The 11,323-nt window shown below is 64.7% G+C and carries 11 protein-coding genes; 7 read left to right on the top strand and 4 right to left on the bottom strand.

Features of this window, described 5'->3' with window-relative positions; all coding sequences use genetic code 11:
• The first annotated feature begins 1 nt into the window (after position 1).
• Genes AAFN84_RS17475 through AAFN84_RS17445 form a run of 7 tightly spaced genes read left to right on the top strand, consistent with a single transcriptional unit; the run spans position 2 to position 6,195 of the window.
• On the top strand, positions 2–415 hold the full coding sequence (locus AAFN84_RS17475) for an NADH-quinone oxidoreductase subunit K (RefSeq protein ID WP_347515915.1): 414 nt from the start codon (positions 2–4) through the stop codon (positions 413–415).
• Positions 412–1,947, top strand: coding sequence for a proton-conducting transporter membrane subunit (locus tag AAFN84_RS17470; RefSeq protein WP_347515914.1), 1,536 nt, complete (start codon positions 412–414; stop codon positions 1,945–1,947). Before AAFN84_RS17475 ends, AAFN84_RS17470 begins: the two co-directional genes overlap by 4 nt.
• Entirely contained in the window at positions 1,944–2,264 is a 321-nt protein-coding gene (locus tag AAFN84_RS17465; protein ID WP_347515913.1) for a Na+/H+ antiporter subunit E, read from the top strand. The genes AAFN84_RS17470 and AAFN84_RS17465 overlap by 4 nt, the downstream gene beginning before the upstream one ends.
• The gene (locus AAFN84_RS17460; protein WP_347515912.1) at positions 2,261–2,557 is read left to right on the top strand and encodes a monovalent cation/H+ antiporter complex subunit F; all 297 of its coding nucleotides are present in this window, start codon (positions 2,261–2,263) and stop codon (positions 2,555–2,557) included. Before AAFN84_RS17465 ends, AAFN84_RS17460 begins: the two co-directional genes overlap by 4 nt.
• Complete coding sequence (mnhG, locus tag AAFN84_RS17455) at positions 2,557–3,414, top strand: monovalent cation/H(+) antiporter subunit G (protein ID WP_347516218.1); 858 nt, start codon at positions 2,557–2,559, stop codon at positions 3,412–3,414. The genes AAFN84_RS17460 and mnhG overlap by 1 nt, the downstream gene beginning before the upstream one ends.
• Positions 3,389–4,894 (top strand): HAMP domain-containing sensor histidine kinase, encoded by a 1,506-nt coding sequence (locus AAFN84_RS17450; protein WP_347515911.1) that lies wholly within the window; start codon positions 3,389–3,391, stop codon positions 4,892–4,894. Before mnhG ends, AAFN84_RS17450 begins: the two co-directional genes overlap by 26 nt.
• Positions 4,891–6,195 carry a sigma-54 dependent transcriptional regulator gene (locus AAFN84_RS17445; protein WP_347515910.1) on the top strand — a complete coding sequence of 435 codons (1,305 nt, stop codon included), beginning with the start codon at positions 4,891–4,893 and terminating at the stop codon, positions 6,193–6,195. Before AAFN84_RS17450 ends, AAFN84_RS17445 begins: the two co-directional genes overlap by 4 nt.
• Before the next feature lie 344 nt (positions 6,196–6,539).
• On the opposite strand, the gene AAFN84_RS17440 is transcribed toward AAFN84_RS17445, so the two are convergent.
• From AAFN84_RS17440 to AAFN84_RS17425, 4 genes are read right to left on the bottom strand one after another with little or no spacing between them, the layout of a single operon-like run.
• On the bottom strand, positions 6,540–7,337 hold the full coding sequence (locus AAFN84_RS17440; RefSeq protein WP_347515909.1) for an alpha/beta hydrolase: 798 nt from the start codon (positions 7,335–7,337) through the stop codon (positions 6,540–6,542).
• Positions 7,330–8,853: an AMP-binding protein gene (locus AAFN84_RS17435; RefSeq protein WP_347515908.1), complete on the bottom strand. Its 1,524-nt coding sequence runs from the start codon at positions 8,851–8,853 to the stop codon at positions 7,330–7,332. The genes AAFN84_RS17440 and AAFN84_RS17435 overlap by 8 nt, the downstream gene beginning before the upstream one ends.
• The gene (locus AAFN84_RS17430) at positions 8,853–10,040 is read right to left on the bottom strand and encodes an acyl-CoA dehydrogenase family protein (RefSeq protein WP_347515907.1); all 1,188 of its coding nucleotides are present in this window, start codon (positions 10,038–10,040) and stop codon (positions 8,853–8,855) included. Before AAFN84_RS17430 ends, AAFN84_RS17435 begins: the two co-directional genes overlap by 1 nt.
• Positions 10,037–11,323, bottom strand: coding sequence for a TRAP transporter large permease (locus tag AAFN84_RS17425; protein WP_347515906.1), 1,287 nt, complete (start codon positions 11,321–11,323; stop codon positions 10,037–10,039). The genes AAFN84_RS17430 and AAFN84_RS17425 overlap by 4 nt, the downstream gene beginning before the upstream one ends.

Below are 11,323 nucleotides of genomic sequence, written 5' to 3'. Positions count from 1 at the left end.
GATGGAGCCTGTCTTCGCCCTCGCTTTCGGCATCATGGTGGCAGTCGCCGCCTATCTGCTTATGTCGCGAAACGTGCTGCGGGTCGTGCTCGGCCTGCTGCTGCTCGGCAATGCGACGAACCTGTCGATCTTTCTCGCCGGGCGCATGGGGTCGCGCACCCCGCCACTGGTCCCGGTCGGCGAAACCATGCTGGCCGGCGGCGCCAATCCGCTGCCGCAGGCGCTGATCCTAACGGCGATCGTCATCTCGTTCTCGCTCGTCGCCTTTACCGTCGTGCTGTTCGAAAACGCGCACCGTCGTCTCGGCACGGTCGATACAGACGCGATGCAGGAGGCCGAACCGGGCGCCGGACAGAAATCTGCGCCGCGCGCCCGGCCGGCATCGCCGACTCGAACCAGGGAGCCGGCGGAATGAGCGCCGACCTGCTTTTGACCCTGCCGATCCTCGCGCCGGCGATCGGCATCGCGCTGTGCACGCTTGCCTGGAACCGACCGCGTCTGCAGCGGATATTCGGGTTGCTGGCGAATATGGGTCTACTGGGCGCGGCAATCGCGCTGCTCCTGGCGACACGGGACGGAACGGTCGTCGCCACCCAGTTCGGCGGATGGGCGCCGCCATTCGGCATCAGCTTCGTCGGCGACATGCTGGCTGCGGCGATGGTCCTGATCACGGGCATCATGGCGGTCGCGGTCGGCGTCTATGGTCTTGTCGGCGACGTCGAGGAGCGCGAGAACGCTTTCTATCACATCCTCTACCAAGGCCTGCTGCTTGGCGTGACCGGCGCGTTCCTGACCGGCGACATCTTCAATCTCTATGTCTGGTTCGAGATCATGCTGATCTCCTCGTTCGGGCTGCTGGCGCTGGGCGGCACGCGCGAGCAGCTCGATGCCGGCATCAAGTATGTGACGCTGAATCTGATCGCTACGACATTCTTCCTGATGAGCGTCGCGTTCCTCTACGGTATGACCGGCACGCTCAATCTCGCCGATCTGGCACGTGTCATCCCGACGCTGGAAAACCAGGGGCTGGTGACGGCACTGGCGGTGATGTTCCTTGCCGCCTTCGGCGCCAAGGCGGCCGTATTCCCGCTCTTCTACTGGTTGCCGGCGGCCTATCACACGGCTTCCGCACCGATCGTGGCAATCTTCGCGGCACTGCTCACCAAAGTCGGCGTCTACGCGATCCTGCGAACCTTCACGCTGCTTTTCGACGGTGATGCGAGCTATACCGGCCCGATCGTCGCAGCGGTGGCGATATTCACCATGGTGACGGGCGTGTTGGGGGCGGCCGCGCATTTCGACATGCGCCGCATCCTGTCGTTCCACATCATCAGCCAGATCGGCTACATGCTGTTCGGCATCGCCGTCGCCACGCCGCTGGCGATAGGCGGGTCGATCCTCTACGTGATCCACCACATCATCGTGAAGGCCAACCTCTTCCTGATCGCCGGAATCGTGCATCGTGCGGGCGGTTCGTTCGATCTCAAGAAGACCGGGGGGCTCTACAAGAACCTGCCGGTCCTCGGCGTGCTGTTTCTCATACCGGCGCTGTCGCTCGCCGGACTGCCGCCGCTGTCGGGATTCTGGTCGAAATTCACCGTCATCAAGGCCAGCCTGGATGCGGGTCACCTGGCGCTCGCGGTGGCGGGGCTCGCAGTCGGCGTGCTGACGCTCTATTCGATGCTGAAGATCTGGAACGAAGCGTTCTGGAAGGCGGCACCTGCCGAGGCCAGTCCTGCCATGAGCGCCTGGCAGTCGGACCGGCGCACGCAGTTGGTCATGCTTGCGCCTGTCGTCGCCCTTGCCGCGATCACGCTGACGATCGGCCTCTACGCGGAGCCCTTCGTCGACTACTCGATGCGCGCCGGCGAGCAGCTTCTCGACAAGTCCGTCTACATCGACGCCGTCTTCGGCGTTCCCGATCAACTTACGGAGGCACGCCCATGAACGTCATCTTCTCCTGGCTGCGGCTTGGCGGGCTGTTCTTGCGCGAGCTCATGCTCTCCGTGAAGGACGTGGTCCTCACCGTTCTCCACCCCAGGCGGCCGATCCGCTCGGCCATCGTCGCCGTGCCGCTGGATGTCGAAAGCCGTGCCGGCATCACGCTGCTTGCAAACATGATCACGCTGACGCCCGGCACCACCAGCCTGCATGTCAGCAGGGATCAATCGACACTCTTCGTCCACGTCATGAACGCATCCGACGCCAGCGTCAGCCAGATCAAGGATGGTTTCGAGCGGCGCATCAAGGAGGTGCTCTCATGATGGACGGGACCTTCCTTGCCGCCGGTGTTGTCATCGCCGCGGTCCTGGTTGTCGCAGCCATGCTGTGCGCCGGAGTGCGTATCGTCCACGGGCCGTCGGGACCGGACCGGGTTGTCGCGCTCGACATTCTCGGCCTGCTCGGCGTGGCGGCCGCCGGGCTGGCGGTCGTCGTCTCCGGTTCGGTCGCCTTCATCGATATCGCGCTTGGTATCGCCCTGGTCGGTTTCCTCGCAGCCGTGGCGTTCGCCGGTTTCATCGAGCGCGGCTCGATCGACGAGGAGGACAACCCGTGATGGCATTTTTCTCGGTTCTGTTTCTCGTGGCTGGCGCAGGTCTTTGCCTCGTCGCTGCCGTTGGCGTCCTGCGTTTGCCGGACTTCTTCATGCGTATGCACGCCGCCACCAAGGCAGGCGTAGCGGGGTGCGGCCTGCTTCTGATTGGCGTGGCGTTTGCCGAACCGTCGCCGGGCATGTGGCTCAAGGTGGTGATCGCCATCGCGTTTCTGCTGCTCACCCAACCCATCGCCGGCCACTTGCTCGCCCGAGCCGGCTACGTGGCGGGCGTTCCGCTTTGGGGTGGCACGCAGAAAGACCAGCTCGAGGGCGAACTGCCGCGCGGCGACTTTGAACAGCCCGCTGCTGCCAGAATTCGGAGGAACACAATGAACAACAAGATCGAACAGGTCGTTCTGGGCATCGCCGCCGGGCCTGGCATCGAAGCGGCTATCGCGCACGCCGTCGAGCTGGCCAAGGCGCATCGCGTCGAGCTGGCCGGGCTTGCGATCATCGACACCAAGCTGCTGCATGATGTCGGCCCCGTACCGCTGGGCGCCAGCTTCTACGCGAGGCAGTTGCGCAACACGCTCACCGCCGACGCGCGCCGACGTGTGGCGGAGACGATCGAGATCGTCGAGGAAGAGGCCACCCGCGCCGGTGTCGCGCTGGGCCTCGACGTGGAGGAGGGTGATCCGATCCCGATCCTGAAGGACAAGCTTGCCAAGGGCGTGGCGCTGGTCATGTCGCGCCATGCTTGGTTCGATCACGGCCTCGCCGACCGGAAGATCGCGCCCATGTCGCGGCTTGCCCGCCACCGCATCACCGTCTCGAACCAGACGGGGGATGACGATGCCCCGATCGTCGTTTTTGGTTGAAGCGCGCCGCCCGGCTTGCGAACCTGCGGAGGAGATCGCAAACGGGAGTGCAGGTACACTGGAATCGCTGGCGCACAAGATTCCCGTCGTGGTGCGCTTGCCGCTGTTCGTGGCGATGATGATCTTCTTTGCCGCCGTCGCCTCCACCCAAACGGCGATCGGCGTGATGTCCCGGCAGCAGGAGCGGCAGGCGGAGACGCTGGGCCACGTCTATCTGGATGGGCTCTCGGCGGCTGTGCTTCCGCATGTGCGCGCTGGAAACGACGCCGGCGTCCGCTCCGTTCTGGAGGAAGCGCTGGAATTCCACGAAGGCATCGTCGACCGCCGTCTGCTGTTCATCGGCAATGACGGACGGATCCGGGCCGAGGTTCTGCGTTCGGGCGAAAACGGCAGGACTGCACTGCCGCCCGAGATAGGTCTGGCGGAGACCGGAACATTGCCCATGTCGGCCGGTGGCGGGATGTGGATATGGCGCGGACTGGATGCGGGAGGCGAGAAGGTGGGCACTGTCGCTGCCGACCTCGACCTGTCCGCGTTTCAGGAATCGCCGCGCCAACTGCGCTGGTATCTGCTCGTCTTCGACCTTGTCTTCAGTCTCGTCTGTGCCGCGATAGGCTTCTTTATGGTTCGAAGGCTGCAGCAGCCGATCACGCTGCTTGCGCGGCGTCTCTACGACGCGGCCTTCGGTAGCCCGCGCCCGATCGCCGAGGATGAGATGCCGCAAGGGGACCGGCAGGCGGCGCGCATGTTTCACGCCTTCAATGCGATGGCCCATGCAAGTCAGGAGCGCGAGGCCCTGCTGACCCATCTGGCGGATCGCGAGCGGGAGGCGGTGCTCGGCCGCCTGACCGCCACGATCGCTCACGAAGTGCGCAACCCGCTCGGGGGCATGCGCACAGCGCTTGGAACGCTGAAGCATTTCGGCGACCGTGCTGAAACCCGCGAGGAGGCCGTCGATTTCCTCGAAAGGGGGGTGAGCGCTCTCGAGGAGGTGGTGAACGCCACGCTGGCGAACCATCGCACCCGCGCGACATGGCGACCATTGTCCCATCGCGACTTCGACGATCTGCGGCTACTGGTCGAAGCAGATGGCAGATCGCGCGATGTCTCGATCATGATGGAACTGAACCTGCCCGACGAGGTTGCTGTCGCGGCACTGGAGGTGAGGCAGGTTCTGCTGAACCTGCTTCTGAACGCCGTGCAGGCATCCAGCAAGGGAGGCATCGTCAAGTTGAGCGCGCGCCTCGTCGATCGGCAACTCATGATCGAAGTGGAAGACCATGGCGGAGGCCTGGAGCCACAAATGGCACGGGCCCTGGAGGCGGGCGACGCGTCGTCTCAGGCACCTGGGCTTGGCGTCGGCGTGGTGGTGCGGCTCGTCGAGCGCCTTGATGGGCGGGTGTCGGTGCAGTCGCGTCAGGGCTCGGGTACACGGATCACCCTGCACTTGCCATTGCAGCCGCGGGAGGCAGGGCAATGAGCCCCCCGCACATTCTTCTCGTAGAGGATGACGCGATCCTGGGCGGCGCGCTGCTGCAGCGACTGAAGCTCGAAGGTCTCGATACAACCTGGGCAAAGAACTGCGCCGAGGCACTTGCCGCGATGAAGCGGCGGCGGCCGGACTTCATCTTTTCGGATATCGTGCTTCCCGATGGCTCCGGAGAGGATCTCTACCGCCGCGCCCAACCGTGGCTTGGCGACACGCCCATCCTGTTCGCGACCGCCTTTGGCGAGATCGACCAGGCAGTGCGCCTCGTCAAGGCTGGCGCGGACGACTACCTGACGAAGCCCTATGACGTCGATGACCTTGTCGGCCGCATCCGCAAGCGCCTCGCAAAGCCACGCGTGCCGGTGGAAAATGCCGGCGCGATCGATTTCGCGTTGTCGCCTGCCACACGCGCGATAACCGACCAGCTTCGGCGTGTGGCCGATACCGACCTGCCGGTGCTGATCACCGGCGAAACGGGAACCGGCAAGGAGATCGCCGCGCGCTATCTCCACGCCGCATCTCGTCGAACCGACCAGCCCTTCGTGGCCGTGAACTGTGGCGCGATCCCGCACGAACTTCTGGAGAGCCAGTTCTTCGGGCATGAACGCGGGGCCTTCACCGGCGCATCGCAGTCCCATGTCGGCTTCTTCGAGGAGGCTGGTAAAGGGACGCTGTTCCTCGACGAAATCGGGGAGCTCGACGCGCGGTTGCAGATTGCCCTGTTGCGCGTGCTGGAAGACCGCCGGTTTCGGCCTGTAGGCTCACGCAGCGAGCGAGCCTTCGCCGGGCGCATCGTGGCGGCAACCAACGCGGACCTCGAGCAGATGCGTGCCGACAAGACGTTTCGCGAGGATCTCTACTATCGGCTTTCGGTCATCGAGGTAGCACTGCCGCCCTTGCGGCAACGACGCGACGAGATCGAGCCGCTTGCCATGCGGTTGCTGGGTCAAGCGGCAATCCGTCAGGATTTGCCGGCGCGCACAATATCGCCGGACGCGATGGCGGCGCTCAACAGCCACGGCTGGCCGGGAAACATCCGCGAACTTCGCAACAGGCTGGAGCGCGCCAGCGTGCTCGCAAGGGGCGACGTTCTGGAACGCGCAGACATTTTTCCGGAGGCAGCGCTCGGAGTGGCAGAGCCCGAGACGCTGGCCGGGACACGTCGGAAGGCGGAAAGCGACCTTATCGACCGTGCTTTGGCGGAGAGCGATGGCAGGGTCGGCGAGGCGGCGAAGCGATTGGGCATTTCCCGCACCACACTCTGGAAGCGCAGGAGCAAGGACAGCCAGTAAAGGCTCGCGCTTGCCGCCCTTTGCCGCCAGCGAGGGCACGGCGAGAGTGCTGGCCACGGCGCGATGCCGCTTGGCGCCCTGCTTCGACTGAATCGGTCCGCTGGCCCGCTCGGCGCGCGACAGTGCCAGGCTGCTGACGATCATCGCGGGGCACGATCCGTTCGATGCAACGTCGTTGCGGCGGCAAGTGCCGGCATACGAGGCCGCGCTCGATGGCGATCTTCGCTGAAGGCGCATCGGCATTACTCGCACCCGGTTTCTCGACGGGGTCTCGGAGGCCCCGATGCAACGTTTTCGGGACACAGTAGCGCGGCATGGCAGGCTGAAGGGCTTTTCCTGACGCGTCACAGATCGGTGGTCGACAGGAAATCCAGCAGGTGGGCAGCTTCGCTGCGGGCATGCGAGAAGGGCAGCCCGTGGCGAACGCCCGCGACCGTCCGAAAACGAACATTCGGCGCGATCGTTTCCAGTTCGGAACCATGGGCGAGTGGCACGAATGGGCTGGAGTCGGGTAGCACGACGGAGATCGGCACGTCGAGCGAGCGCAGTTGGTCGGAGAGGTCGGAGCCGGCAAGCAGCGTGCCGAGCCCCATGGCCACATGCGGGCGTGTGCGCGACTGGGTTTCCTGGAACCACGCCAGCGCGCGCTCCTCGCCGGCCCCGGGCGCGAAACGGTTGTCCATCATGCGGCGGCTCCAGCCGACGGCACCGCCATCGGCGAACTGCTCGCGCCAGTAGGCGAGTTCGCCCAGCCCCTTGCCCTTGAACGATGCGTTGGAGATCGTCACCGAAGCGACGCGGTCCGGCTGCGCGATGGCGGCGGCAAGCACGATCGTTCCGCCCATGGATTCACCGACGAGATGCACGCGGGCAGCACCCGCGGCATCTGCCACGCTCCACAGGTCCCCGGTCAATTCATCCATCGTCCATTGGTGGTCTTCTTCGGGAACCGGCGACCGGCCGAAGCCGCGCATGTCGAAGCGGACGACGCGATGACGCGCGGCCAGCACCGGCACCCACTCGGCCCAGATGTCCATGTCCGTGCCGATGCCGTGGTTGAACAGCACCGGAAGCGTTTCGTCCGCCCATGGCGCGCGGATGTCGTCGACGCGATAGTGGAGCCCGCGCAAAGATTCAGGCATCGGCTCTGGCTCCTTCAAGATCGATGACGCCGGTGCTGTCTTCCTGCAGCGCGCGACGCTGTATTTTCTGGGTCTCGGTGCGTGGAATCTGACCGACCGTCTGCACGTAGCGCGGCAGCATGAAGGCGGCGACGCGGCCGGTGAGGAACGAGCGGATGGTGTCCGGACGGAAGCCCGCCCTGGTGACGACCACCGCCTTTATCTCCTGACCGAATATGGGATCGGGAACGCCGACCACGGCGGCATCCTCTATCTCGGGATGGTTGAGAAGCGCGGTCTCGATCTCGAAAGGCGATATGTTCTCGCCGCCCCGGCGAATGATTTCCTTCATGCGGCCGTGGAAATAGAGATAGCCGTCTTCGTCCATGCTGCCTGAATCGCCGGTGTGGAACCAGAAATTACGCGCCGCCTCCCAGCTTGCCTCGGGTTTGTTCCAGTAGCCGGTCAGGAGCACGTTCGGCGCCTTGGGCCGCACCACGATTTCACCTGCCCTGCCTGCCGGTAACGGCATGTCGCTGTCGTCGACGATCGCAACCTCGACATCGGGGCGGGGCAGGCCGCAGCTTCCGAAGCGGTAGTCGGCGGTCGTGTTGCCGGTAACCCAGCCGCCGACCTCGGTCATGCCGTAGAGTTCGTGCGGGTTGACCCCGAACCGCTCCTGCATCGCCTGCCAGACCTCGGGCGGACAGCCGCCGCCGACGCACCGGGTGAGTTTGTGGTCGCGGTCGGGTTCCTGGAGACGGCTGGTCAGCATCGCGAGCACCGTGCCGACATAGGTGAAAAGCGTGCAGTCGAAACGCCTGGCGTCGTCGAAGAACCGGCTGACGGAGAATTTCGGGCGCAGCACGAGCGCGCAGCCCGTCTCCAGCGCGGACATGACGGCGTACATCTGCGGATTGGTATGGAAAAGCGGCAGGAAGACCATGATGCGATCGGCCGGGACGATATCGAGAGCCCGCGACATCCATCGTCCGCTGGCCAGGAACGCTTCGTGGCTATTCAGCACGCCCTTTGGCAGGCCGGTGGTACCGGAGGTGTAGATGATGCTGAGCGGCGTGTGGCTGGCGCCGTCGAATTGTGTGTCCGGCGCGCAGCGGCGTGCCTCGGAGAAGATTTGCTCGTCGCCATCAAAGGCGACGATGTCGAGTGAGGTGGTGAGAGCGTCGAGATCCGAGCGCCGCTCTTCCATCAGGTCTTTTTCGATGAAGAGGGCGCGCGCGCTGCTCTGGGTCAGTGAATAGCGCAGCCCATCCCCTACAAGGCCGGTATTCACCGAAACGGTGACGGCACCAATATTGGCCAAAGCGAACCAGATGACGAGGTAGGCGGGCCGGTTGGAGCACATCAGCGCGACATGGTCGCCCGGGCCGATCCCGCGCTCGCGCATGCGCGTCGACATGCGCAGCGAAAGATCGGCGAGTTCGCGCCACGACAGCGCGCCGTCGTCCCAAAGCACTGCCGGTGCGTCGGGCTGCGTGGCTGCGCGCTCGATCAGCTTCGAACTCAGATTGGACATCAGGCCGGCTTCTTCCGGACTTCGAGACCCGAAGCGGGTATCAGGAACTTGCCGATCGTGTTCTTGAGGATCTCGTTGGATCCGCCGGCGATCTCGTAGGCCTTGGCGTCACGCAGATAGCGTCCGAAAGGGGCGTTCTCCATGATCCCGTAGGCGCCGCAGATCTGGGCAGCCTGGGTTGCGACGGCGGTTGCGACCGTCGAGGCCTTGAGCTTGGCCTCGCTTCCCCAGCGCGAGATCTGCTCGTTGCGGTCCAGCGCCTCTGCGGCGCGGTAGATCAGCAGCCGGGCCGCGTCGATCTCGGTCAGCATATCGGCGAAGTACCATTGGATGCCCTGGAATTCGAGGACCCGGCTGTCGAAGGCGACGCGGTCGCGCGCAAACGCCAGCGCGCCTTCATAGGCGGCGCGTGCGATGCCGAGGCTGATCGCTCCGGCCAGCGTGCGCGAATAATTGAGCACGGTCGCCGCCTGGCGCACGCCCTTGCCCTCTTCGCCCACGAGATGGTCGATAGGCAGGCGCACATCGTCGAAGACGACGTTCATGTGCGGGCCGTTGCGCAGGCCGAAGGTGGCCGAGTTGGGACCTTCGTAGATCGACACGCCTTCGGCGTCGCGTGGCACCGCGAAGACCGAGACGCCGTTCTCGGTCTGGGCGAGAATGATGAAGAACTCCGCCGCCGAACCAGAGGTGATGAAGTGCTTCTCGCCCTTGATCACCCATTCGTCGCCCTCGCGCCGCGCGCCGGTGTCGAGCTTGCGGATGTCGCTGCCGTGATTGGCTTCGGTGAGCGCGTAGGAGCTGAGAAGGCCGTCCGCGAATTGCGGCAGGTAGCGCTTTTTTAGGCTGTCCACGCCGAAGCGGCGCAGCATGGTCTGCGCCTGGAAAACGGTGATCAGCGAGACGCCCACGGCGGCACTGCCCACTGCCACTTCCTCGCAAAGCGCCACCGCGTGCGGGTATGTCAGGCCCTGGCCGCCGAACTCGGCTTCCAGGACGACGGTGCTGTAGCCCGACTTGGCGAGGTCCTTCATGATGCCGGTGGGGTAGATGTCCTCGCGGTCTATGCGGTCGCCCTCAGGGGTGACGTTGGCGGCGACGTAACCGCGCAGCTTTTCGACATAGCCTGCGTCGACATAGGCGGGCCACAGCCCGGCCGTGTCAATGACGGGTCGTTGTTCGTTCATTGGCCGTAATCCATGGTTTGCGGGAGCCAGGTCGCCAGGCCCTGCCAGTAGGCGACGAGATACATCATGGCGATCATCATGATGACGTAAGGGACGATCGAGCGGGCGATGTCCTCAAACGGAATCTTGCCGATCTGCGAGACCGTGAAAAGATTGATGCCAACGGGCGGGGTGATCTGCGCCACCTCGATCGCCAGCACCATGAAAATGCCGAACGCCAGCGGATCGAGGCCAATCGCCATCGCGACCGGGTAGAGGATCGGGATCGTGATCAGCATCATCGACAGCGCTTCGAGGAACATGCCGAGCACCAGGAAGAACAGCACCATGACGGTGACGGTGCCGAAGAAGCCGAGGCCGGAAACGGCGACGAATTCGGTGAAGAGCTGCGGAACCCGCGTGATCGTCAGGAAGTGGGTCATCAATGCGCCGAAGGCGACGAGCATCAGGATCATGACCGAGGCGTGCAGTGCGGAGCGTCCCGCCTCGACGAACTGGGCAAACCCGAGCGTGCGGGTGGCCAGGCCAACGATCACCGTATAGAGCACCGCGAGCGCGGCGACCTCCGTGGCGGTCGCAACACCTGAATAGATCCCGGTGAAGATCAGTACCGGCAACAGCAGCACCGCTCCGGCCTCGCGCGTGGCGTGCATCACTTTGGTGATGCTCAGCGGCTCGGCTTCCGGGTCACGCGGATTGGTCGCCACGGCGTAGAGCGCCATGACAAAGGCGAGGATGATGCCGGGCACGACACCGGCGACGAAAAGCGCGCCGATCGACTGATCCGTGAGCACGCCATACAGCAGAAGTCCGATCGACGGCGGGATGAGGATGCCAAGCGTGCCGCCGCCTGCGATCAGTGCTCCCGAACGCGACAGCTTGTAGCCGTTGCGCGCTAGCGTCGGAATCGCGACGAGGCCGATGGTCGCCGCCGTGGCGACGCTGGAGCCGGATATGGCTGCGAAGATCGCGCAGGCGATGACCGTTGCCACTCCCAGGCCACCGCGAATGCCGGAGGTGATGGACGCGGCGAAGGCAAAGAGCTTGTCGGAAAGACCCGTCTGCTGGAGAAGGGTGCCGGCGAGGATATAGAGCGGCACGGCCAGCAGGACGAAACTGTTCAGGGCCGAATAGGTACTGAGCGCAGCATCCTGCAGCAGATTTGCTTCGCCGACCAGGTATGCGCCCGCGACCGCCGCCACCCCCATCGCCACGAAGACGGGCACCGAACAGGCAAGCAGGAAGAGAAACAGGACGATGATGCCGATGGTGATGCCGGCCAT

Origin of the sequence: Mesorhizobium sp. CAU 1741 (genome assembly GCF_039839275.1) — a bacterium.
Taxonomy (GTDB): Bacteria; Pseudomonadota; Alphaproteobacteria; order Rhizobiales; family Rhizobiaceae; genus Aerobium.
This window is presented reverse-complemented; position numbering and strand designations above follow the sequence as displayed.

What these genes read in the sequence shown, in the direction of transcription:
- AAFN84_RS17475 (WP_347515915.1), top strand. Translation starts at nt 2, where the DNA reads ATGGAGCCTGTCTTCGCCCTCGCTTTCGGCATCATGGTGGCAGTCGCC.
- AAFN84_RS17470 (WP_347515914.1), top strand. Translation starts at nt 412, where the DNA reads ATGAGCGCCGACCTGCTTTTGACCCTGCCGATCCTCGCGCCGGCGATC.
- AAFN84_RS17465 (WP_347515913.1), top strand. Translation starts at nt 1,944, where the DNA reads ATGAACGTCATCTTCTCCTGGCTGCGGCTTGGCGGGCTGTTCTTGCGC.
- AAFN84_RS17460 (WP_347515912.1), top strand. Translation starts at nt 2,261, where the DNA reads ATGATGGACGGGACCTTCCTTGCCGCCGGTGTTGTCATCGCCGCGGTC.
- mnhG (WP_347516218.1), top strand. Translation starts at nt 2,557, where the DNA reads ATGGCATTTTTCTCGGTTCTGTTTCTCGTGGCTGGCGCAGGTCTTTGC.
- AAFN84_RS17450 (WP_347515911.1), top strand. Translation starts at nt 3,389, where the DNA reads ATGCCCCGATCGTCGTTTTTGGTTGAAGCGCGCCGCCCGGCTTGCGAA.
- AAFN84_RS17445 (WP_347515910.1), top strand. Translation starts at nt 4,891, where the DNA reads ATGAGCCCCCCGCACATTCTTCTCGTAGAGGATGACGCGATCCTGGGC.
- AAFN84_RS17440 (WP_347515909.1), bottom strand. Translation starts at nt 7,337, where the DNA reads ATGCCTGAATCTTTGCGCGGGCTCCACTATCGCGTCGACGACATCCGC.
- AAFN84_RS17435 (WP_347515908.1), bottom strand. Translation starts at nt 8,853, where the DNA reads ATGTCCAATCTGAGTTCGAAGCTGATCGAGCGCGCAGCCACGCAGCCC.
- AAFN84_RS17430 (WP_347515907.1), bottom strand. Translation starts at nt 10,040, where the DNA reads ATGAACGAACAACGACCCGTCATTGACACGGCCGGGCTGTGGCCCGCC.
- AAFN84_RS17425 (WP_347515906.1), bottom strand. Translation starts at nt 11,323, where the DNA reads ATGGCCGGCATCACCATCGGCATCATCGTCCTGTTTCTCTTCCTGCTT.